The organism is Shewanella sp. 433 (genome assembly GCF_059338565.1).
Genome location: NZ_CM181703.1, coordinates 3,139,534 through 3,161,433 on the forward strand (window position 1 = coordinate 3,139,534; position 21,900 = coordinate 3,161,433).

Consider the following 21,900-nt stretch of genomic DNA (forward strand, 5'->3'; position numbering starts at 1 on the left):
ACCCTATGCCTTAATGACACCTGGGAGCGAATTTAATGCATTGATCACGCCATTACCTTGTGAAGTTAAATTACCGACGACTAAGTCCATGGCATTGAACTGCTTAAATAATCGCGCCTGCAATTGTTCCATCTTCATGGTAAAGGCTTCGCGCTGATCTTCTAAACGTTGCTTATCTGCTGTCAACGTATTGTTACGTGAGTCTAGCAGACCAGTGGTTTTAACATAACCTTCTACCATGGTATCTAAGCGGGTTGCCAGACCTGTGTCTTTGGTGGCAAACAGGGATTCAATGCTGCCCATATCTTCATTGATCACTTTATCTAGCTTAGTGCTATTAACAGATAACTTACCATAGCGATCGGCTTCGATACCGATATCATAGAGGGCAATACTCTCGCCACCAGTATCGACCCGGGTCGAGATCATATTGCGCATTTGCGACTCGATAGAGCGGATCATTGAATCGCCTTGCATCGCCGCCGCTTTTTTCTCTTCGGCGTCATAAGATGATAGGCTTTCTATCTTATCGATCAGGCTGTTATAAGCATCAACGAAGCCCTGTACATTCTCTTTCACGGCCTCTTCATCAAGCTCAATTTTGAGTACAGAGGTCTTATTCAGATCGGCATCGGTTAGGTTTAAGGTCACGCCTGAAATCGCATTGCTAATATCATTGGTTTGCGACTGTAACTTTTGCCCGTCGATATACACAATGGCTTCTTTGGCCGCTTGAACTTCGGTCAAATTACCTGCGCCAAACATATCATTAAGCCCAGTCCCACTAATGTCGTTTGCCGCGACGCTGACATTACTGTCAGAACCTTCGGTGTCTGAGCTTATCACTAAACGGCTACCGCCATCAGTGGTCACTATGGTCGCGGTGACGCCGACGTTATCGTCGGCATTATTAATACTGGCGGCTATCGCATCGAGCGAGTCATCCGCTGCGACATCAACACTAAAGGTATTACCATTTACCGTAAAATCTAAGCTACCTTCACCAACTGCGGCTTTAGGATCGGCAGTAAAGCCCCCGGCAACCTTATGGCGCTGGGCAAGTTGCTCAACCACTATATTATAACTACCCGACTGGGCATTTTTATCGGCGCTAGCCGTAAAATAATTGCTCTCACCCGTGCTGACTAGACGCTGATTTAAGCTGTCACCATCTTTTAGTTTTTCTAAGGCGTCTTGAAACTTAGACAGGGCGCTTTTTAAGCTGCCAATAGCAGAAACCTGCGCTTCAAGCGCATCTTCTTTTTTATTAAAGATCGCTTCTTTAGGCACTTTTTCGGCATCAACGAGTACGCCGACAATCGTGTTGATATCGAGTCCAGAGCCAATTCCCGTTGCTGTTAATGCCATAAATACCTCAACTTAATTATGATGTTCTAAAACCTTAAACTTCAGTTTTCATTAGTAAACCTGTCACTTCCGACAATTTTTGCGCCAATTTCAGCGCTTCTTCATTCGGAATTTGACGAATAATATCGCCAGACTCTATATCCATAACACTAACAACATTCGTGCCAGAGTCTTCATCGATTTTAAATGCCAACCCTTTTCGCATCAGCGACATCATGTCAGACAGCTCATCGACAACGCCTTGTAGTTGCTCTGGCTCAGCTGGTGCTGCGGGCACCTCTTCTGCTGCTTCCACTGCGTTAATGGCAGAGCGAGTATCTAATTCAACATCCTGCTGACTAGGTTTCGTCGCCGCATGATCTACATCCACTTTTGTCGGAGCAAGAGTAGTTGAGTTAACCATATTGATGTCCATAACGATAACCCTCTATTTCACCGCGTTGCTTAAAATCACGAAAGGGAGGCTCGTTGCCGAACCTCCCTTACCGTATCAATGCTTAACCTAGGCTCGTTATAGTAACGATAGTGCAACCTGTGGCAACTGGTTAGCTTGCGCTAGCATGGCTGAACCCGTTTGCTGTAGTACCTGGTTTTTAGTCATTGCGGAGGTTTCTTTGGCGAAATCCACATCCACAATACGACTCTTAGCATCTGAAACGTTAGCCTGCGTGTTAGCGCTGTTACTGATGTTGTACGACAGACGGTTTTGCACCGCACCTAAGTTGGCGCGCTGGCCATCGATGGTTTTAATCGCAGCATCAATTTTATCAAGTGAATCTTTACGTTCAGTTGATGTTGTGTTTTTTAACGCGCTAATTGTCAAGGTTGTCCTATCCGTTTTTGCCACAGAAAGGACGATATCTTCACCATCTTGGTGCCCCACTTGGAACGATTTACCACCAGCGAAACCACCACTCATTAACTTAGTATTACCAAAGGCGGTATTTTTACCAATCTCATCAATCTCAGTAACTAGGGCATCTATTTCTGATTGTAACGCATCTAAATCGTCATCACTGTTGGCACCGTTTTCTGCTTGTATGGTCAAGTCACGCATACGTTGCAGCATGTTGGTCTGTTCTTGCATTGCGCCTTCGGCAATCTGGGCAATAGAGATCGCATCGTTAGCGTTACGCATACCCACTTCAAGACCACGAACCTGAGAATCTAGACGGTTAGAGATGGCCAGACCGGCGGCATCGTCTTTTGCACTGTTAATACGCAAACCACTTGATAGACGCTCCATAGAGGTCGCTAGGTTACCACTAGACTGATTCAAGTTCTTTTGAGCTTTCATCGATGTAACGTTTGTATTTACTGTAATAGCCATTATCGTTTCCTCTACTATGCCTGACTTAATCACTTGCCTGTCTGACTTGAGCCAGGCGGAGCTAATTGGTTACAGTAAATGTAACGGCACGAGGATTTTAATCTTTAGCTTTTTTTTTAAAAAAAATACTAAATTCAATTAATGTATTGAATTTAGTATTTAAAATTATAGGTTCACACAGATAACAACATTGAAATTAAGCCGCTTTCGCGGCTCGATTTAACCTAAATTTATCCTATTGAGAGCTATTAGCCTAATAGTGATAAGGCAACCTGAGGCAACTGGTTGGCTTGGGCTAACATGGCTGAACCCGTTTGTTGTAGTACCTGGTTCTTGGTCATAGTGGCGGTCTCTTTGGCGAAATCCACATCCACAATACGACTCTTAGCATCGGCGACATTCGCTTGAGTATTGGCACTGTTACTGATGTTATGTGCTAGACGGTTTTGCACCGCACCTAATTTAGCGCGCTGGGTATCGATAGTGTTAATGGCTGCATCAATCTTTTCTAACGACGTCTTACGATCACCTGGTGAAGCATTAGCTAAGGCACCTACTGATAGACTGTCTTTATCGGTTCTGCCTACCGAAATCGTGATATCTTCGCCATCTTGATGACCCACTTGGAAGGTTTTACCCGCAGCAAAGCCACCGCTTAGCAGCTTAGTATTACCAAAGGCTGTATTTTGACCTATCTCATTAATTTCATCGGCCAGCTGAACCATTTCCGCCTTTAGCGCCAGCAAATCATCGGGGCTGTTAGCACCGTTTTCAGACTGGATGGTCAAATCACGCATCCGCTGTAGCATGTTAGTTTGCTCTTGCATCGCGCCTTCGGCAATTTGTGCGATAGAGATGGCATCATTGGCGTTACGCATACCCACTTCTAAACCACGTACCTGCGAATTTAATCGGTTCGAGATGGCTAGACCTGCCGCATCATCTTTAGCGCTGTTGATCCGCAAACCACTAGACAAACGTTCCATTGACGTTGCCAACCCCTGAGATGAGGTGTTGAGGTTTTTCTGCGCCTTCATTGATGTAACGTTAGTATTTACTGTAATAGCCATTGTGTTTTCCTCTTCTTGGTTGCACTGCCAAGACGCTGAGCTTGGCTAAAAATCCTGAGTTAACATCTACCGAGATAAGCCTCGTTAGATATAGTCAAATAGTGTCGTCGACCCGACTTTGCTAAACACACTCGACACCGCATTTAACGCTAATTGCTGTTTTTCGAGCTCTGTAATAGCAGAGGCGTAATCTAAATCTTCGAGCATCGATAACGCCGAACTGTTGACTAATTGCTCTTCAACATGGGCCGAACTGTGACTCTCTAGACTTTTCAAATGAGTGCCCGATTGACCTCGAGCAATACTGATTTGATTTACACCACTATCAATATCATTCAATACCTGTGCCAACTCTGATCTTCCTTGCGGCGTATTTATTTTATTCGGATCTTCTATCAAGGAAATCGCTTGATTAATGGTGTCGAAAATACTGACTTCACGTTGAGGATTTATGGTAAAACTGTCGCCGTTTTCAGGCATGTCAGAGAGAGAAACCTCAATACCATTAACACTTACAGGGGTGGAAGGGTCAAACGGCGATACCGTGGTCACCAACGCAGCGCTTGAGTCTCTGACCTCTAGATCGCCGCCCACCATGGTAAAGGTGTAACTATCTTCAACATAAGCTGCAGGATCGGTAATACTGGCGCTGTTAACACTAAAATCACCAACTTGTGTTGCCAAATAATTGACACTGAAATCGCCTAATCCTGATGGCGCATTCATAAATGCCTGATCGCCCGGAATATTAGTGCCTAAGGTGACGCCCGATGCGACGACCGCATCACGTACGCCACTATCGCCGTTATAAACCACATTGCCTGCGGCATCGAAACTAAACGGCTGCTTACCCGTTTCGAAGCCACCAAATAGATAATTGCCCGATTCATCTTGGGTATTGGCAATAGCAACCAACTCTTCCAAGGTTGTGCGCAGTTCAACGGCAATCATTTGCCGCTCGGAATCTTCTAAACCGCCATTTGCTGCACGCAACACTTGTTCTCTAACCGATCCCGTCAATGTCTCGGCGCTGCCAAGCTTGCTTTCGGTCAATGACAAACGATTGTTGGCATAGTCGATATTTTTCATAAACTGATCGACTAAGGCATTTTGTTGGTTAAGGTTATCAATACCAATAGCGGCAACCGGATCGTCACCTGCGGTATTGACTCGCTTACCGCTTGACAGTTGCTCTAAGATTTTACTGGTCGATGATTGCCTGTCTAACACACTGGTAATACTTTGATTAAACATCTGTGCCGTTGAGATGCGCATCTGATTTACTCCTATCTCACCGAACTAAATAAAGTGTCAAAAATTTCAGCAGCTGTGGTCATGATCCGAGCGGATGCCTGATAAGACTGTTGAAAACGCATTAAATTGGCGGCCTCTTCATCAAGGTTCACACCAGACTCGCTTTGCACTCGACTATAGGCCTGTGCGTAAATCGCCTCGGCTGAACCTAATGCCACTTCGGCCGACTTAGCTTTGCCGCCCACGGATAACTTAGTCGACTCATATACATCACTTAAGGTGGCACTGCCACCCTGCATCAATTTGGCTTCATTTAACTTGGCCATCGCAAGCGCATTATTGTTATTACCTTCGGCAAAATTCAGATCAAAGGTAAAACGCTGACCAGCACTGGCCGTACTGCTTTGCACATCAAAATTCATCCCAAAGGCGTCAATATTAGGTGGCGTAAACGTCCCCGCACCTAAAACGGCACCTGTTGCATCAAAGGCTTGATAACTATTGGTGATGGTGTCTATTTCAAAGGTGATTTCACCGCCAACGCCAGGGAAATTGGCTTGGCTAGGATCCATACTGTTTAATGTGAGGCTCGTGCTACCCGTATTGGCCGCATCGGCATTGATACTCGGACCCGCAGCGGCAATGCCTTTAGGGTCGCTCATCACCACATCAATCCCCGCTGCGGCGCCCGCTGTGGGCCTGATCTCAAACTGATCGCCCGATGCCAAGGTGCCAGCGGCTATTTGAATACTAAAGCCGTCACCACCAGTGAGCTCGTTACCGTTAAGCACCAATGGTGTAACAACGCCACTGTCGTTATCTTTGAGCTCATAGGTTGCAGGCGCAGTAAAACTTAACTGATAGTTACCACCAGAGAGCGCCCCAACATCATCGATATTGACCTTCAGGGTGGCATCGCCCGTGTTATTGCCGTAGGCGCCTACGCGGCCCATCGACATCTTAGGATCGTTGATATCTAAAAAGAGGTTTCCGCCCACATTGCCATTTAAGTCAAATCCTTGGCCCTGAGCTTGGTTAAAGCTATCGGCGATGCCTACCGCCAGCTGTCCCATCTCCATTTGGGCAGGGATCAAGGTGTCATCCCTAAATTGAAATAAGGCGCCTAAGCTTCCGCCCATTTTTGCGGGGTCGAGCACCAGGCTTTGATCGCCAACCGATGCGGTGATCCGCAGCTCTCCACCAAATGGATCGCCGGTTGTCGACCCCACTTGCATCGACACCTCACCAGACACCAACATGGCGGCGCCGCCAAGCATGATGCTTTTGGCGCCTGATTCCAGTGGGATCACATTGACTGCCGCGTACTCGCTCAGCTCTTGGATTAAGGCATCTTGTTGATCAAGCAGCTGCATGTCGGCCCCTTGAGACTTCATCAACTCTTGGTTGATATGCCCAAGCTCCTTGCCGATAGCATTAATTCTGTCGGTGATCGCCACGATTTGATCGTTAGTCTGCTGCATTTGACCATTAAGGTGCGAGTTCATCTGGTTTAATGCATTAGCCAGCTGTTCGGCATTCCCAAGTACGCCACCTCGAATGCCTAAATCATCGGGAAGATCGCTCAAGCTGTTTAGCCCAGCAAACAGGTCATTTAAACCTTGCGGCACCGATTTGCCGATCTGCGAAAACAGTTGGTCAAGCTCGCCCATTTTGATCTGCGTGGTCTGCGCCTGACTCACCGCTGTTTGCCCAATACGCAGTTCGCGTGCAGCGTAATCGTTATAAATACGCTTAACATCGCTCACATAGGTACCCGCACCAAAAAAACTGTTGCCTAAGCGCTGCGACTCGAGGCTCGACTGCTCGGCCACTTGACGGTGGTAGCCTTGAGTGTTGGCATTAGCGATGTTATTACTGGTTATCGCCAATTGTGACTGCGATGCCAGCACGCCCGTACGAGCAATATTAAGTAAGTCCAATGACATTAAAAAATCCCTCCTACAGGGCGGGCGATGGTAATTTGACTCATGGTGTTACTCCCGATATGGCTGAACCCAGCCCTTTGGTTACCGATTGCATCACCTTGATCACTTTGTCGGCGTAATGTGGATCGGTTGCATAACCGGCATCTTGCAGGGCTTGTACAAACGCAGCAGGATCGGCCGCCTTCTCCATGGCCGCTTGATAACGTGGCCCTTCAGAGATAAATGACACAAAGTCATCGAAACTCTGCTTTATGCCGTCATATACGCGAAAATCGGCTCGTTGCTTCACCGCCACACCTTGTTCAAACTCCAAGGTGCTCACGCCCGCTTTGTCGCCTTGCCAGCGCTTGTCGGCCTTAATATTAAATAGGTTATGACTGGGCTCACCCTGTGTGGTGCGCACCATTTTTTGTCCCCAACCGGTTTCGAGCGCCGACTGGGCAATGAGCACCTCTGGCGTGGTGCCAAGGGATTGTGCTGCGGCCTTAGCATGGGGATATAACGCGCTAACAAACTCTTCACGGCTACTGAAACCATTTATGGGCGCGGCCGATGGCAACACTTTGCCGCTGACGACCTCGTCGATCGCCTCAGGTAAAGAGGGAGTTTGAGTCGCTGAAACCTTAGATTGGCTTAAATGCTGCGCCGTCATATTGACGCTAGATGAGGTAGGCTGCTGCATGCCGCCACGTAACACTGACGCTGGGGTAAAGGCTGTGGCCGTAGGATCGAGCTGCTGCACCATCAAGTCGGCTAGGCCTAACATGCCTTTGTCGGAGAGATTAACCGACATCTGCTGATCGTGCATCTGCTCGTAAAACTTAGTGTATTGGCTGTTCATCGGGCTGTCGGACTCAAACACAGCATTGGCGTCGCGCATGCTCTGCATCAGCATTTGCACGAAGATCCCCTCAAATTGCTGCGCCACTTCCTTAAGAGCTGACTTATCATCTTTTTGTGCTTTGGCACGCAGGGAGTCTAGCCCCCCGATGTCCATAAAGTGCGATGAATGTGACAGCTTTTCCATAGTCAACCCGACAAAAATTAGATGATGATAAGCTCTCCATGCAAAGCGCCTGCCACTTTTAACGCTTCGAGAATTGCCAGAACATCCGATGGCGCCGCGCCAACCAAATTAACCGCCCTAACGAGTTCATCGAGGGTGGTACCTGGATTAAACAAAAACATACGGTTATCTTCTTCAGACACATCGATAGTGCTGTTACTGGTTACCACAGTATCGCCACCCGCTAAGGGGTTGGGCTGTGACACTTGGGTCGCCTCAGCAATAGTGACCGTCAAACCACCGTGGGTGACTGCCGCTGGCAGCAAACGCACGTCAGCTCCCACAACTATGGTGCCAGTACGAGAATTAACGATAACCTTGGCCGACTCAGATGCGGGCTCAACGTCGATATTTTCCAGCGTGGCTAAAAATGACACCCTTTGCGATACATCACGCGGTGCACTCACTTGCACAGAAGCGGCATCAAGCGCTCGGGCCATACCTGGGCCAAGCAAACCATTAATAGCATCGGCTAAGCGTTTAGCCGTTGAGAAATCAGCGCGGCGTAAGTTAAACGTCAGGTGATCGCCAGTTGAAAATGGCGTCGCTACCGTGCGCTCAACAATCGCGCCGTTGGGAATACGACCCACGGTAGGAGTATTTTGGATGACTTTTGAACCATCGAGCCCTTCGGCACTAAAGCCACTGACCACCATACTGCCTTGAGCGATGGCGTAAACATTACCATCGACCCCTTTTAGAAAGGTTTGTATTAAGGTGCCGCCGCGCAGGCTTTTGGCTTCACCTAAGCTCGATACCGTAACATCTAAGGTTTGCCCCGGTTTAATAAAAGGCGGCATATTGGCGTGCACGGCAACCACCGCGACGTTTTTAATCTTGGGTCGAAAGTTATCCGGTAGATTGATACCGAAATTTTTCAGCATGGTTTTAAATGTCTGCTCGGTATAACGGGTCTTTTCACCGGTACCGGGCAAACCCACCACGAGACCATAACCAATGAGTTGGTTATTTCTCACCCCTTGCACATTGGCAATGTCTTTAATGCGCTGGGCAAAGCTTATTGAAGAAAACAGGGTCAGAGCACAAAGTAAAATAATTTTAACTTTCATGATATTACTTCCTAAAAAGGCCACCAATCACTCATGAAAAATTTCCCTAACCAACCCACTTTTTGTGCATCGGCAAAGGTGCCTGTCCCACTGTATTGAATGCGCGCATTAGCAACGCGTTGCGAGTCAATGGTGTTGTCGGGACGAATATCTTGCGAACGTACAATGCCGGTCACCCGCACAAATTCATCGCCGTTATTGATGGTGATCCATTTCTCACCGCGGATCACTAGGTTGCCATTATTGAGCACCTGCATCACATTGGCCGAGATACTGCCTGACAGGCTATTGCTCTGATCGGCGTCTGACTCTCGCTTGGTGTTAAAGCTGTCTTTATAACGTAAATCGATAGGTACGCCTTTGATGGTGACATTGCCGCCACCCGCATAAATGGGGTCAAGACTAAGATCTGAGCCTTTTTTAATCTCATTATTAGCGCTCTTGGACGCTTGGGTCGACTCTTGCAAAATCACCGTGATGATGTCGCCCACTTTTAACGCCTTGATATCGGAATACAATCCCGATGCCTGACTGTCTTGATACATAGATCCCGTTGCCACCACCTTGGTTGGCGGGGCTTCTGGGTAAACGGGCGCATAATAAGGGTCATCAGCAATCGGCTTATTATTGCTAGTCGAGCTACACCCCGCTAAGGCGATGGCTGCCACCAGCATGAGATACTTAGTCATATTAAGCCTCTACAAATTCTGGTTAACGTAAGACAACATCTGATCGACGGCTGAGATCACTTTGGAGTTCATCTCGTAAATTCGCTGACTCTCAATCAAGTTAACCAGCTCTTCGGTTACATTGACGTTAGAGGTCTCCAATGCACCTTGACGAATCGCGCCCATGCCATCTAAAGAGGCCGTTCCTTGAATCGGTGCACCGCTCGCGCCAGTTTCGGTGTAGAGGTTTTGCCCCATAGGATCTAACCCACTTGGGTTAATAAAGTCGGACATGGCTAACTGGCCCACCACTTGGTTTTCGGCCGCCCCCGGAGTTTTTACCGAGACCTCCCCTTCTGCCGACACTGTGATACTGGTGGCGTCATCAGGAATGGTAATCGCTGGCTGCAACACATAACCTGAGCCAGGGGTAACGATTTGACCAGTATCATCTAGGGTGAACTGGCCATTACGTGTATAGGCCGCGGTGCCATCTGGCATCTGCACTTCAAAAAAGCCGGGGCCTTCAATCATTAAATCGAGTGAGTTATCCGTGGTTAACATGTTGCCTTGGGTGAACATCTTTTGCGTCGCCACCACTTTGGTACCCGCACCGATATTCAGGCCATTGGGCAATTTGGTGTTAGAGGCACTGATGCCACCAGCTTGGTTAACCGTTTGATAAAGCAAGTCTTCAAATACGGCGCGGCTTTTCTTGTAGCCAATGGTGCTCGCATTAGCCACGTTGTTAGAGATAACCGAAATATCGGTTTGCTGAGCATCTAAGCCTGTTTTACTGATCCATAACGCGGGATGCATAATCTATCTCCTAACTAATGCGCATTAATGTCGAAGAGGCTTGATCCATCTCTTCGGCCGTTTTCATCATCTTGACCTGCATCTCAAACTGACGCTGCAAATCGATTAACGACACCATTTCATCGACAGCATTCACATTGCTGCCCTCAACGGCGCCACTCTCTACAAACACCTGCGCATTGGCAGGTGCGATTTCGCCAGAGATTTGACGGAACAGGCCATCTTCTCCGCGCATTAAATTTTGGTTACCTGGGTTAACGAGCTTGATCCGGCCAACCTCTTCAATCACTTCCGCTGTCGCCCCTAAAGGGCGCACCGAAATAATGCCATCTTGGGCAATTTCTATTTTTTCGATAGGCAGAGGTAATACGATGGGACCGGCATCCCCCATAATGGGATTACCACGGTCGTTTCGCAGCAAGCCGGTGTTATCTATGCTTAAGCTGCCTGAGCGGGTATAGGCTTCGCCACCGTCGGCACTCTGCACGGCAATCCAACCATCGCCTTTAACGGCAATATCCAGATCGCGGCCTGTGGTTTTTAGCGGTCCGCTGGCAAAGTTAGCCGATGGGCTTTCTGTCATCGAAAACACCCGTGTCGGCAAACCTTCACCAAAGGCTTGCATAGAGCGAGATTGTTCTAAGTCTGACTTAAAACCATCGGTATTGGCATTAGCAAGGTTGTTCGCACGTACCGCCAGCGAATTCATATTCTGCTTGGCGCCACTCATGGCGACATAAAGTAATTTATCCACTTGCTGCTCCGTCAATGTTTCAACTAAAACTGTCGTATCACAGTACAAAGCAAGCATCGTGCCAATAGCAAAAATCAATGAGAATGGAAGATCAATGGGATGCGAAGATAAATAATACGAAAAGAGGAGGAGTTCAACGAAAAGCGGCAGTGTGTTGCCGTTGCGGCAACACACTTAAGTCAAGCATTAACGGATCTGGAGTACCGTTTGTTGCAACGTATTATTGACCTCTAAAGTACGCGAGTTAGCCTGGAAGTTACGCTGCGCAGAGATCAAATCAACCAGCTCGGTGGTCAAATCAACGTTGGATTGCTCTAATGCTGATGAGCGAAGTCCACCAAAGGTACCGCTATTAGCCTCACCGGCTAACGCTGGGCCTGAATCTAAACTAGCCTTCCACGACGTATTACCCACCTGCGTTAAGCCTTGCTCATTAGAAAAACGGGCCAACGCCACGCGGGCTAAGGCTACCGTAGAGCCGTTACTGTAACTGGCATTAATCAAGCCATCGACACCCACTTCTACATTGGTTAAGCGGCCAACAGTGGTGCCATCTTGGCTGAGCTCAGTCACCTCAAAAGCTGATGAATATTGCGTCGGATTATTAAAGTTAAGCGTTAGGGTTTGCGCGCCGTCAGTACCCGGGCCTAAGACATTAGCCCCGCCCACACCAAGCGCTTCGGTCTGTACTACGGCAGGGTCGCTACCGGTATAGGTGCCAGTATCGTTAAAAGACAATACAGAGCCTTTCCAACCACTGGCATTTTCGGCATTACCTGTCGCATCGGCAGTACCATCACCAGTGGTATCTCGCCCATAAGTCCCTACTGGGCCTGCAATATCGACCTGCTTACCATCGACGGCATAAAACGCCACCCAATTACTCTCACCATTGTGCGCCGCTTCTGGCGGGCGAACAAAGTAAGTGGTTAAAATCTGTGGCTCACCTAAGGAGTCATATATGGTCACAGATGTCGAATTATTAAAGGTCTCGGGCTTAGTGGGATCGAAATTCGCTGGATCGAGCGTATCTTCAGCGGCATTCAGGTTCATCTGAATGCCCACATCATTAGTCTTTTGTGGTTGACCTGCCGTATCGGGAATTTGCACTGGCTTAGTCGTGGTTAAACTCACTGATGTTGAATTGCCATCTTTATCGACTGGAAATGTCTGCAAGAAGTTACCTGACGAATTAACCAAATAGTTATTACCATCGACTTTAAACGCTCCCGCGCGGGTATAAGACATATCTTGCGAGCCCAATTCAGATGAGGTCACAAAAAAACCACCACCATTAATCGCCATATCGAGCGCGTTATTGGTAAACTGCATACTGCCTTGGTGGAACTGCTGCGCCACTTGTGATGTGGTCACACCGCCACCGACTGTGGTTTTACTGTTAGCAAAAATCGAGTTGGCATACACATCGGCAAATTCGGCGCGAGACTCTTTAAAACCAACCGTATTGACGTTGGCAATATTGTTAGCCGTGGTATTAAGATCTTTTTGGGCTGCTGAGATACCGCTCAATGCAATGTTAAATGACATAAATCACCTCATTAAAAATTTTATTCGTTGTCGTGGACGTTATGCCCTAACGTAAGCTTTATCTAGGTTTCAGAGACGGCGAGTACATCACCAATCTTGATACCCCCTATGCCCCTAAGGTTTAAAATTGCGCCGGTACTGGCTGTACCTAATGAGACGCTGGTTACATGTGCGTAGGTTGATACGGCGAGGTCTTCACTTTGACCATCCACTTTGCCAGATGCCTTAATCGAATAATTGCCACTTGCCACCGGCTCGCCATTTTTATCTAGCCCATCCCAGCTGACATCAATATTGCCGCCTGCGCTGCCATCGACGGTAAACGTCTTGATGAGCTGACCTTTTTCATCTTCGATGCGCACGGTAATGTCATCGATAGCCTCTGGCGTACTGATGATCCCTTTTAAGTGCGGATCTTCAGCAGAAATATGGCCGGTATCAGAGGGGATAAGCACTTTCTGCCCAACGAGCCCTGAGGCTTGTAGTGCCTGACTCGAGGTCATCACAGCATTAAGGTTAACAATCTCCTCATTAAGCTTGCTGATCCCATCGACGGTCGAAAATGAGGCCATCTGCGCGATCATTTGGTCATTATCCACCGGCTTAAATGGATCTTGCATCGACAACTGTTGACTCAATAAAGAGAAAAAATCGTCTTGTGTCAGCTCCTGATTATTTGCCTCAGGAATCGATGACTCCTCAGGTAAGCGAATACCATCTAGAAACGGATTTCCCGTAGACTCGGTGATGGCACTGGTTCTGCTGTTTGCTTGCGGTGTGATCTGCCCACTTTGCTGTTCACTGCTCAGGGGAGACTGACTGCTTAACGGATTAATGAGGCTCACTCATTACCTCCTAAGATTTGCCGATTCGCAAAGTCTGTTGCAGCATAGACTTGGCCGCTTCAGCAACTTGTACGTTCATTTGGTACGAACGCGATGCAGAGATCATGTTCGCCATCTCCTCCATCACATTCACATTGGGTTTATAAATAAAGCCGTCGGCATCGGCCAACGGGTGATCAGGAGAATATTCTTTCTGCAGCGGCTTATCACTTTCAACAATGTCCGCCACTTTGACCGACTGTGAGGTTTGTTGCTGATGACTCGCTTTGGCCATTTCCGCTTCAAATACAGGATGCCGAGCACGGTAAGTCTGGTCGATGCTACTGGAAACCGAATCGGCATTGGCAATGTTACTTGCCGTGGTATTAAGGCGGATAGATTGCGCCGACATACCCGATCCTGAAACATCAAAGATATTAAATAAGCTCATCATTAATTTCCTTTAAGTGCTTTTTTCAGCCCAGCAAATTTACTGTCAAGAAAGCCTAACGACATCTGATACTCTAAGGCGTTTTGCATAAATTCAGATTGCTCTTGCTGAATATCGACGGTATTACCATCACCCGTATCCGGCTGATTGGGCACGCGATAACTCACATGTTGCTGACTTAAAGCCGCTAAATCGAAATGACGTTCGTCACTGCGGCTCATGGCTAAACCGCCTTGTCGAGTACGCGCCGCTTGCAGCGCCTTATCAAAATCGAGATCTTTAGCTTTATAATGAGGGGTATCGGCATTGGCAATATTAGATGAGATCACCTGCGCACGCGTTGAACGCACACCCAAAGTGAATTGATGTACACCTAATGCTTTATCAAAACTGATCGCCATAAAATTGCCTCCTCATACAGATACCAACAAGAAAGCAATTGTTATGCCAAGCAAGATGTAAACGAGCAGAGAGTGATGAATAAAAAACCAGAACGATAAAAAATGCCAGCTTATTGCTGGCATTTTAGCTAACTGAGGTGATTAAGGTTAACCACGCTTTTGATAATAGATGCCAGGATTACAGCGCACCATCTCAAATTCTTCGGTTAATCCGGCAATCGACTCTGAAGCGCCAAGGAATAAGATCCCTTTGGGGTTCAAAGCGGCAGCAAATTGCCGCAATATTTTGGCCTTTGCCTCAGGTGCAAAGTAGATCAGTACGTTGCGGCAAAATATAATGTCAAATTTACCCAGTAAGGTATAACTTTCAAGCAAATTATGGGCTCTGAAATTAACCAGACGTTTTACATTATCGTTAAGCACCATAGAGCCAGGGGTTGTGGGTGCAAAAAATTGTCGTTTACGCTCATCAGATAAACCGCGCGCCAGCGCTAAATTATCATATTGCGCCGCCTTACACTTATCGAGCATGGATGGCGAGAGGTCGGTGGCCAGTATCGATGCACTCCCCGGTAAAGCCCCCGGCTTACGCTGCTGATATTCTAAAATGGTCATGGCTAACGAATAGGGCTCTTGCCCAGACGAACACGCTGCCGACCATATTTTGAGTGGCCGGCCTAAGCGGGTATATTCTGGCAATAAGTTATTTGCCAGTAACTCGAACGGATAACGATCCCTGAACCATAAGGTTTCGTTAGTGGTCATCGCATCGATAACCTCTGCTCTTAACTGCCGCTCCGTCGGCTTCATCGAATGTTTAACCACCTCAGATAACGAGGGAAGATTATATTTCCCCATTAACGGTGCCAAGCGACTACGAACTAAATATTGCTTATTTTCACCCAGCACGATCCCGCTGTGTTGTTCCAGAAATAACCTAAATTGGTTGTACTCAGCTTCAGCAAGTGATTTATTTGGCACCTAGATATCCCAATCTCAAAAAAATAAAACAGGCTACAACATACACTACTATAGCAAGCATTAAACAGCTCAGGGTTATACATTAGCTAACACACTGAGACAAGCATAAACTACGTAAAGTTAGGGGCTTGTATAACGACGCTTAAATTACAAACTAAGGTGCTTATTCACTGCTGCGGCTAACTCATCAGGATTAAATTTGGCAATAAAATCATTGGCGCCCACTTTTTCCACCATCGCTTGATTAAACACGCCACTGAGTGAGGTATGTAGCACCACCTTAATATCTTTAAGCTTAGGGTTGTCTCTAATCTCTGCCGTTAAGGTATAACCGTCCATTTCGGGCATTTCGATATCAGAAATCACCAAGGGGAGCTCACGAGCGACATTGTCCATATTGGCCGCCATCGCCTCTAATTGGTTGAGGGCATCACGGCCATCTTTAGCGGTATCGATTTGCAGATTTAATGACTCTAACGCCCTAATAATTTGCTTACGAGCCACTGTTGAATCATCAATCACCATAATATGATAGTGGCGGTCTCTATCTATGGTTAACTTATCATCCATTTCTTGGCTTATCTGCGTCTTAACAGGGGATATCTCATCGAGGATTTTTTCGACATCAAGGATCTCAACCAACTCCCCTTCGACTTCAGTAACGGCCGTTAAGTAGGAATAGCGTCCAGCCCCCTGCGGCGGTGGCATAATGGCTTCCCAGTTCATATTAATGATTCGCTCAACAGACTGGACTAAGAACCCTTGCACGCTGCGGTTATACTCAGAAATGATAATAAAACATTCGTCAATATTTTCAATTGGACGCCCCCCCGTAGCAGCACTTAAATCAATCACAGATATCGTCTTGCCGCGAATATGCGCCACTCCCCGAACCACAGGATTTAGCTTAGGTAATGCCGTCAATGGCGGGCACTGCAGTACCTCTTTGACTTTAAATACGTTAATACCAAATCGTTGCTTACTGTTTAATTTAAACAGCAGCAATTCTAGACGGTTTTGTCCCACGAGTTGGGTACGTTTATTTACTGAATCAAGAATACTCGACATAATGCCTTTGCCTTGTGAATGCTTCCCCAACCATAGTAACTATAAGTATAGGCATGCTAATTGCTTTAAAAAATGTGTATGATAACCAGGCCCTAAACTCGTCAAATTTATGACACTAATTTCTATGAAAAATGTCTATAAAGTACGGGCCACAACGAAGTATAGGTGCTCTCTAGCTATCTAAGCTAGTCTATTCAATATGAAAGTAAATACAGTATACTTTTTCATCGCTTTACTCTGCTCATGCCCAAGTTTTGCGGCTGATGAGCTTAGCGTACCCTCTTTATCGACGATATCACGATTAGCTATAGCGGCAATTGAAAATAAAATTGAAGCCCCAAGTGATGCTAAGGTCAATATATCGCCGCAAAGTTTAGACACCCGAGTGACGCCACCCGCTTGTAGTTCAGCATTAAGCGTTGAGGTCGCCAGCGATCGCGCTATTGGCCGTAACAATACCGTTAAAATCAGTTGTGAAACTCCAGAGCTAGCCTATCCTTGGCAAATCTACATATCGGTCAGAGTCGATATTCTTTACCCTGTGGTTGTGGCGACACAAACCTTAGGCCCGGGTGATCTGATTAACGCTGAGCAGGTGACACTCGCTTATGTAGAGCAGAGTAATTTACGTGGCCAACAATTTGATGATCCGGCGCAGGTCACTGGCACCCGGGTCAAACGCAGAATTGCCGCCAACCAAACCCTGTTTAGCAGTAACCTTTGCTTTGTCTGCAAAGGCGACATGGTGTCTATTTATGCCCGTACTGCCAATTTTGAGATAAAAACTATCGGTGAGGCCTTACGTGATGGTAACTTAGGCGATAGAATTCAAGTTAGGAATAGTCACTCACAAAAAATGGTAGATGCAAACGTTATCGGGGTCGGTGCGGTTGAGGTTAGAATGTAGTACGACATGACTCACTTTGATGAGCATTTTTTGTTGCTCACCACAAAATTCTACTAAAGCTTTAAAAGTGAGCGCCGATATACAGTTATGTTGATCTCACTAAGTAACGTTGGAACCTATTATGGCTATAGACATAAAGCATGTAAATACAAGCACGAACAATCGAGTCACGTCGCCATCAACCGATAAGTCATCGGCTAAAACTGGCCTGGTATCGCCCGAAACCACTACGGCTAAAACCGTAAAAAGTGACTCGGTATCGATAACTCCTCAGGCGCAGCAACTGCAAAGTGCTCAGGCAAAATTAAACAACTTACCTGAAATCGATACTAAAAAAGTCGAACAGATAAAAGCGGCTATTGCTGAAGGTCGCTATAAGATTGATGCCGACAAACTGGCCAGTAATATTGCGCAGTTTGAAAATGAACTAAAGGATCTTGGCTAAGCTGATATGAACTCAATAATCGACATCATCGCCAATCAACATACGTTATTAAACGACTTAAAACGCCTTATCGAAGCAGAGAAAGCGGCACTCATAGCACAAAGTGCCGATGAGTTGCTAACGCTGGCCGCAGATAAAGCTAAGTTGTTAGATGAGATCAAAGCGGTCGATGTACGATTATCAGAGCACCCCGACAGCGGTAAACTCAGTAGCGATCTTAAGCTGCAAAAATTAGTCGATATAACCAAACAAGTGTTAGCCCAATGTAAGACGCTTAACGCGCAAAATGCTACATTAATCGAACACAGCATGGCCAGTATCAATCGCTTCTCTCAAGCCTTGCAAGCCAGTCGAAACGCATCCAGTCTTACCTACGATGGTAAAGGCAAAACCTCAACGATTTCGACCTTAGGCAATAACCTTAAAGCTTAGGCACTTAATCACAGCGTAGTGTTATCTTGATTCAGCATCGCGCCTAGCTCATGCACCTCGCTTTCGCTACGCAATGACCCAATCTAAAAAACACAACCAAGAGACACAAAAAAGCCTCTAAAATAGAGGCTTTAATATTGCGCAATACATTAAGTCGCTCAATTAAAATGGAGCTCCGTTAAAAGGAAACTCTCTTAGAAGTAAGTCACTTGCTTCACTTTTTGTGGACGATTTTGCTGTTGGTACAAGGCCCACACTTGAGAAAAATCAAGTTCCAGCTCAGTCACATAATGCTCACCCGCCGGGTAACTCTTAACCACTCTGGCGCCGCGTATCACCCCGGTCACCGAAGCTTGAATATTATCATCAGACAACATCCAATCCCTGACTTGGCTCGACGCAGATAACTGCTGGCCGTATACCTGCTCAGCTAACTCACGATAAGCCGCGATTTTGGATGCTTGCATCGCCATTAATACCCGTTGCGACTGCTCTTTGGCCGGTTGTGTCGCTAAGGGGGCGTAGCCGATAGCGGTTAACTTAGGAAACTGCTCAGGCGCTTCTGTTTCCCACTGAATATATCTATCTTGGGAAGCGCAGCCACTTAGCGTCAGCAGTATTGCCATTAACCAGATTCTCATTGCAGCTCTCCTACCATTTGCATGTTACCCTGCCCCTGCATGCTGTGACGGATCAACAAGCCTTGCTTAGACTCCACCCGCTCAGACGCCCTAAGATAACCAGGCAATTCAGCCAAGGTGACACTCGCCGAAGCAACTGATACCACACGATTATTGGTTACATTCACAATACGACTATTGACCACCAGCTCATCAAGCGACAGATTCATGGTCGACACCAAAACATGCTCCACTGGCAAATCGTCCGCAAGTTTACGCCAATCACGACTCAATATAAAATCACCACTGTCGGTCACGCGCACACTTTGTGCCACATTGAGATCGACCAAATTAAATTGATGATCATGCATAGCAGCAATTAAACCTTGCTGTAATTGTAACCCCAAGGGATTAGTGCCACTTAAATTGCCTAACAACACTGGCGTTGTCACCAATAACGGATGCTTAGGTGTGAGTTGATCGTTTTGCCTGATCAGTTCATTAGCCAATTGTTGGCTTAGGTGTAGCACTGCCGATTGAGCAGGCAAAGTATTGCCGCTTGCCAAAGCTTGCGAAACTCGGTCGTCGATAGTCGAGCACGCTGCTAACATCAATATAACCGAAGGTAAAAGTACTTTCTGCATAATAATTCCTAAAAATACAAATAGTAACGTCATTTTCGTGGGCTATTCCACTAAAAAAGATTCGAGAGGAATAGCAATCTTAACGTCAAAATCAGGTTCGACGTTAAACACAATGCAATTTTCAAGCCGCTATTTATAAAGATAACCTACAGTTGATGCTATGCCATCGACAAAAACAACGAAATACTTTAATGGCATGCAGCCGGCATAATATTTGCATTCAAAATGCATCGTCCATTCACATGTGTCATCAAAATGTCGATTCTCCTATTTTGATGACACCTCAATAAATGTAGGAAAACTTTATGCAAAACAGAATAACCCCCTATAACAACAGAGATGAAATTTTCTTTTGGCGCAGCGCCGTTGCATCTGTCAAACTTGGTCAGCAAACATTCGATAAACTACATGGAATAAACTTACCAATTGAAAACCCTAAAATTTCATCTGCTGGCTCTTGCTTTGCACAGCATGTGGGCCGATGGCTTAATAAAGAAGGTTATTTATTTAATCAAAGTAAAATTGAAACTAATCAAGTTTCAAGTTTTGCTTTTGGCAACATATATACGCCAAGGTGCTTTCTTCAGTGGTTTGATATTATTGATGAAAATCAAGATTTGGATGTTGAATGTACGGTACATATTGAAAATAACCGCTACTACGATCTGTTAAGGCCGAGTATTTACCCCAGTGGTTTTAATACCAAAGAAGATTTAGTTGAGGCCAGAATATTAGCTGCAAAAGAGATGTATCAGACTCTTAAAGACACAGATCTGTTCATTTTTACACTGGGTTTAACAGAGTCTTGGAAAGATAAGAACAATATTTTCTATCCTAGTTGTCCAGGCGTTATATCAGGACAATTTAACGCAGAAGATCATCAATTTCATAACTTCACATATGAGGAAATTTGCGCAGATTTAAAACAACTGGAATCTCGTCTTACATCAATAAACTCAAACATAAAAGTAATACTAACCGTATCCCCAGTGCCCCTGACGGCAACAATGACAAACAAGCATATATTAATAGCTAATCAACACTCAAAGTCACTACTGCGCACAGCAGCTAGTTTTATGTGTGATAACTATGAAAATTTCGAATATTTCCCCTCCTTTGAGCTCATTACAGCATCAGCTGATGGCGATTTTAGATTTGAAACTAATCGACGGACAGTTACTCCCACTGGCGTAGCCTATGTTATGGGGCATTTCAAAACAGTGCTCCAGAATACTAACAATATGCATTCAAATTCCGAACAGAAGATTGAATTCCCAGATGTTAAGCGTAAACCCGCAGATAATGACGAGGTCGAATGCGATGAAGAGCTTATCGAATCCGCAGCAAAACTGACCATAAAGTCGCTAGACAAGCCAAGGGTTGGTCTGACTCTATTTGGCGATAGCCACATGGGTAAACTATCAACAGCACTTGATAAGATGAATATTGAACACTGCGGCGGCATGGTAATGAATGGATCAGGTTTTTCTCAAAAGAAATTTGCCTTATGCGACACCGAATACTTAGTCCCACTGGAAAATGCCATATCGAGAAAATTATGGTCTGTGATATTCAACAATTTGAATCGTCATGAACAAAAAACACCGTCCCTAACTTCAACCATTATTACAAACTTAGGGCTACAAACTCATCAAAATGTAGCTAGATTTACAACATGGCTCCAGAACTCTTATCCACAAGGAATCACAGAGATCACACTGAAAGAGTTTGTTGATTACTTTCACGACGACCTCAATGAGCAACTTTCCATCTTACTTAAACTTCACGAAAATGGTCACAGAGTCATAGTGGTCTCTGACCCACCATTTAGTCAGTATTTTGAAGAGTCTAAAGGCATGACCAATATCATTTACGCCTATTTTGACGCGATGGAATATATATGGACAGAATTTGGCGTTACCTTCTTCAATGCAGCACGCGCATTCGATGAAGAAGTTACAGATCCAGAAAATTATTTATCGACTGTAGAATACGCAGACAAGCAGCACGATTGGATTCACGGTAATGACAAATATTATGCTTGGCTAGCAGAAAAACTGTTAATGCTCATAAAGCCGTCGAACAAAGTATAAACACTGAAAAGTAAGAGCGTAACGTCAAAATATCAATCGTTACGCGAGCTTACTTCACTAGGCACACTTATTGCCAGTTAGTTACAATACACTGTAGTTTAAGCTCAATTATCGGCGCAGCTGCCATCATTTTGGCACTAT

General features: G+C 45.9%; 23 protein-coding genes. 4 read left to right on the plus strand and 19 right to left on the minus strand.

Features of this window, described 5'->3' with window-relative positions; genetic code table 11:
- Window positions 1–3: 3 nt before the first annotated feature.
- The 17 genes from fliD to AC5YB1_RS14010 all read right to left on the minus strand — a co-directional run bounded on the left by fliD (window position 4) and on the right by AC5YB1_RS14010 (window position 16,618).
- A complete protein-coding gene (gene fliD / locus AC5YB1_RS13930; RefSeq protein WP_494519665.1) occupies window positions 4–1,368 on the minus strand; it encodes a flagellar filament capping protein FliD in 1,365 nt (454 codons plus the stop codon).
- Window positions 1,369–1,402: 34 nt separating this feature from the next.
- Window positions 1,403–1,783: a flagellar protein FlaG gene (locus tag AC5YB1_RS13935; protein ID WP_494519666.1), complete on the minus strand. Its 381-nt coding sequence runs from the start codon at window positions 1,781–1,783 to the stop codon at window positions 1,403–1,405.
- A gap of 96 nt (window positions 1,784–1,879) precedes the next feature.
- Entirely contained in the window at window positions 1,880–2,698 is an 819-nt protein-coding gene (locus AC5YB1_RS13940; RefSeq protein ID WP_494519667.1) for a flagellin N-terminal helical domain-containing protein, read from the minus strand.
- A 248-nt stretch (window positions 2,699–2,946) separates the two neighbouring features.
- Complete coding sequence (locus AC5YB1_RS13945) at window positions 2,947–3,768, minus strand: flagellin N-terminal helical domain-containing protein (RefSeq protein ID WP_494519668.1); 822 nt, start codon at window positions 3,766–3,768, stop codon at window positions 2,947–2,949.
- Between the two features lie 84 nt (window positions 3,769–3,852).
- Window positions 3,853–5,043, minus strand: a complete 1,191-nt coding sequence (gene flgL, locus AC5YB1_RS13950) for a flagellar hook-associated protein FlgL (protein ID WP_494519669.1) — start codon at window positions 5,041–5,043, stop codon at window positions 3,853–3,855.
- A gap of 11 nt (window positions 5,044–5,054) precedes the next feature.
- A complete protein-coding gene (gene flgK / locus AC5YB1_RS13955; protein ID WP_494519670.1) occupies window positions 5,055–6,968 on the minus strand; it encodes a flagellar hook-associated protein FlgK in 1,914 nt (637 codons plus the stop codon).
- A gap of 40 nt (window positions 6,969–7,008) precedes the next feature.
- Window positions 7,009–7,995 carry a flagellar assembly peptidoglycan hydrolase FlgJ gene (gene flgJ / locus AC5YB1_RS13960; RefSeq protein WP_475516283.1) on the minus strand — a complete coding sequence of 329 codons (987 nt, stop codon included), beginning with the start codon at window positions 7,993–7,995 and terminating at the stop codon, window positions 7,009–7,011.
- Window positions 7,996–8,012: 17 nt separating this feature from the next.
- Complete coding sequence (locus AC5YB1_RS13965) at window positions 8,013–9,104, minus strand: flagellar basal body P-ring protein FlgI (RefSeq protein WP_475516282.1); 1,092 nt, start codon at window positions 9,102–9,104, stop codon at window positions 8,013–8,015.
- 11 nt (window positions 9,105–9,115) lie between these two features.
- Complete coding sequence (gene flgH / locus AC5YB1_RS13970) at window positions 9,116–9,793, minus strand: flagellar basal body L-ring protein FlgH (protein ID WP_494519671.1); 678 nt, start codon at window positions 9,791–9,793, stop codon at window positions 9,116–9,118.
- 9 nt (window positions 9,794–9,802) lie between these two features.
- Window positions 9,803–10,591, minus strand: coding sequence for a flagellar basal-body rod protein FlgG (flgG, locus tag AC5YB1_RS13975; RefSeq protein ID WP_110456386.1), 789 nt, complete (start codon window positions 10,589–10,591; stop codon window positions 9,803–9,805).
- 10 nt (window positions 10,592–10,601) lie between these two features.
- The gene (flgF, locus tag AC5YB1_RS13980) at window positions 10,602–11,345 is read right to left on the minus strand and encodes a flagellar basal-body rod protein FlgF (protein WP_494519672.1); all 744 of its coding nucleotides are present in this window, start codon (window positions 11,343–11,345) and stop codon (window positions 10,602–10,604) included.
- A gap of 186 nt (window positions 11,346–11,531) precedes the next feature.
- On the minus strand, window positions 11,532–12,893 hold the full coding sequence (flgE, locus tag AC5YB1_RS13985; protein ID WP_494519673.1) for a flagellar hook protein FlgE: 1,362 nt from the start codon (window positions 12,891–12,893) through the stop codon (window positions 11,532–11,534).
- Window positions 12,894–12,955: 62 nt separating this feature from the next.
- Window positions 12,956–13,738, minus strand: a complete 783-nt coding sequence (gene flgD, locus AC5YB1_RS13990; RefSeq protein WP_494519674.1) for a flagellar hook assembly protein FlgD — start codon at window positions 13,736–13,738, stop codon at window positions 12,956–12,958.
- Between the two features lie 10 nt (window positions 13,739–13,748).
- Window positions 13,749–14,168, minus strand: a complete 420-nt coding sequence (flgC, locus tag AC5YB1_RS13995; protein ID WP_494521644.1) for a flagellar basal body rod protein FlgC — start codon at window positions 14,166–14,168, stop codon at window positions 13,749–13,751.
- A 2-nt stretch (window positions 14,169–14,170) separates the two neighbouring features.
- Window positions 14,171–14,569: a flagellar basal body rod protein FlgB gene (flgB, locus tag AC5YB1_RS14000; protein ID WP_494519675.1), complete on the minus strand. Its 399-nt coding sequence runs from the start codon at window positions 14,567–14,569 to the stop codon at window positions 14,171–14,173.
- A gap of 147 nt (window positions 14,570–14,716) precedes the next feature.
- Window positions 14,717–15,550: a CheR family methyltransferase gene (locus AC5YB1_RS14005; protein ID WP_494519676.1), complete on the minus strand. Its 834-nt coding sequence runs from the start codon at window positions 15,548–15,550 to the stop codon at window positions 14,717–14,719.
- A 147-nt stretch (window positions 15,551–15,697) separates the two neighbouring features.
- Complete coding sequence (locus AC5YB1_RS14010) at window positions 15,698–16,618, minus strand: chemotaxis protein CheV (RefSeq protein ID WP_494519677.1); 921 nt, start codon at window positions 16,616–16,618, stop codon at window positions 15,698–15,700.
- Between the two features lie 199 nt (window positions 16,619–16,817).
- Here AC5YB1_RS14010 and flgA point away from each other — a divergent pair, with 199 nt between their 5' ends.
- From flgA to AC5YB1_RS14025, 3 genes are all read left to right on the plus strand, one after another.
- The gene (gene flgA / locus AC5YB1_RS14015) at window positions 16,818–17,525 is read left to right on the plus strand and encodes a flagellar basal body P-ring formation chaperone FlgA (protein ID WP_494519678.1); all 708 of its coding nucleotides are present in this window, start codon (window positions 16,818–16,820) and stop codon (window positions 17,523–17,525) included.
- A gap of 121 nt (window positions 17,526–17,646) precedes the next feature.
- Window positions 17,647–17,970, plus strand: a complete 324-nt coding sequence (gene flgM / locus AC5YB1_RS14020; RefSeq protein ID WP_494519679.1) for a flagellar biosynthesis anti-sigma factor FlgM — start codon at window positions 17,647–17,649, stop codon at window positions 17,968–17,970.
- Window positions 17,971–17,976: 6 nt separating this feature from the next.
- Complete coding sequence (locus AC5YB1_RS14025) at window positions 17,977–18,402, plus strand: flagella synthesis protein FlgN (RefSeq protein WP_494519680.1); 426 nt, start codon at window positions 17,977–17,979, stop codon at window positions 18,400–18,402.
- Between the two features lie 194 nt (window positions 18,403–18,596).
- Here AC5YB1_RS14025 and AC5YB1_RS14030 read toward each other — a convergent pair whose 3' ends face one another.
- Window positions 18,597–19,043 (minus strand): LPP20 family lipoprotein, encoded by a 447-nt coding sequence (locus AC5YB1_RS14030; protein WP_475516272.1) that lies wholly within the window; start codon window positions 19,041–19,043, stop codon window positions 18,597–18,599.
- Entirely contained in the window at window positions 19,040–19,666 is a 627-nt protein-coding gene (locus AC5YB1_RS14035) for a FlgO family outer membrane protein (protein WP_494519681.1), read from the minus strand. Before AC5YB1_RS14035 ends, AC5YB1_RS14030 begins: the two co-directional genes overlap by 4 nt.
- Before the next feature lie 305 nt (window positions 19,667–19,971).
- Here AC5YB1_RS14035 and AC5YB1_RS14040 point away from each other — a divergent pair, with 305 nt between their 5' ends.
- A complete protein-coding gene (locus AC5YB1_RS14040; RefSeq protein WP_494519682.1) occupies window positions 19,972–21,759 on the plus strand; it encodes a GSCFA domain-containing protein in 1,788 nt (595 codons plus the stop codon).
- Window positions 21,760–21,900: the final 141 nt, after the last annotated feature.

Bases quoted from the DNA above. Each gene is read 5' to 3' on its own strand.
- AC5YB1_RS13940 (WP_494519667.1), bottom strand. From the start codon at position 2,698: ATGGCTATTACAGTAAATACAAACGTTACATCGATGAAAGCTCAAAAG.
- flgB (WP_494519675.1), bottom strand. From the start codon at position 14,569: ATGGCGATCAGTTTTGATAAAGCATTAGGTGTACATCAATTCACTTTG.
- AC5YB1_RS14040 (WP_494519682.1), top strand. From the start codon at position 19,972: ATGCAAAACAGAATAACCCCCTATAACAACAGAGATGAAATTTTCTTT.
- flgC (WP_494521644.1), bottom strand. From the start codon at position 14,168: ATGAGCTTATTTAATATCTTTGATGTTTCAGGATCGGGTATGTCGGCG.
- flgA (WP_494519678.1), top strand. From the start codon at position 16,818: ATGAAAGTAAATACAGTATACTTTTTCATCGCTTTACTCTGCTCATGC.
- AC5YB1_RS13935 (WP_494519666.1), bottom strand. From the start codon at position 1,783: ATGGACATCAATATGGTTAACTCAACTACTCTTGCTCCGACAAAAGTG.
- fliD (WP_494519665.1), bottom strand. From the start codon at position 1,368: ATGGCATTAACAGCAACGGGAATTGGCTCTGGACTCGATATCAACACG.
- AC5YB1_RS14010 (WP_494519677.1), bottom strand. From the start codon at position 16,618: ATGTCGAGTATTCTTGATTCAGTAAATAAACGTACCCAACTCGTGGGA.
- AC5YB1_RS14035 (WP_494519681.1), bottom strand. From the start codon at position 19,666: ATGCAGAAAGTACTTTTACCTTCGGTTATATTGATGTTAGCAGCGTGC.
- AC5YB1_RS14030 (WP_475516272.1), bottom strand. From the start codon at position 19,043: ATGAGAATCTGGTTAATGGCAATACTGCTGACGCTAAGTGGCTGCGCT.
- flgH (WP_494519671.1), bottom strand. From the start codon at position 9,793: ATGACTAAGTATCTCATGCTGGTGGCAGCCATCGCCTTAGCGGGGTGT.
- AC5YB1_RS14025 (WP_494519680.1), top strand. From the start codon at position 17,977: ATGAACTCAATAATCGACATCATCGCCAATCAACATACGTTATTAAAC.
- flgM (WP_494519679.1), top strand. From the start codon at position 17,647: ATGGCTATAGACATAAAGCATGTAAATACAAGCACGAACAATCGAGTC.
- flgE (WP_494519673.1), bottom strand. From the start codon at position 12,893: ATGTCATTTAACATTGCATTGAGCGGTATCTCAGCAGCCCAAAAAGAT.
- flgG (WP_110456386.1), bottom strand. From the start codon at position 10,591: ATGCATCCCGCGTTATGGATCAGTAAAACAGGCTTAGATGCTCAGCAA.
- flgL (WP_494519669.1), bottom strand. From the start codon at position 5,043: ATGCGCATCTCAACGGCACAGATGTTTAATCAAAGTATTACCAGTGTG.
- flgK (WP_494519670.1), bottom strand. From the start codon at position 6,968: ATGTCATTGGACTTACTTAATATTGCTCGTACGGGCGTGCTGGCATCG.
- AC5YB1_RS13945 (WP_494519668.1), bottom strand. From the start codon at position 3,768: ATGGCTATTACAGTAAATACTAACGTTACATCAATGAAGGCGCAGAAA.
- AC5YB1_RS13965 (WP_475516282.1), bottom strand. From the start codon at position 9,104: ATGAAAGTTAAAATTATTTTACTTTGTGCTCTGACCCTGTTTTCTTCA.
- flgJ (WP_475516283.1), bottom strand. From the start codon at position 7,995: ATGGAAAAGCTGTCACATTCATCGCACTTTATGGACATCGGGGGGCTA.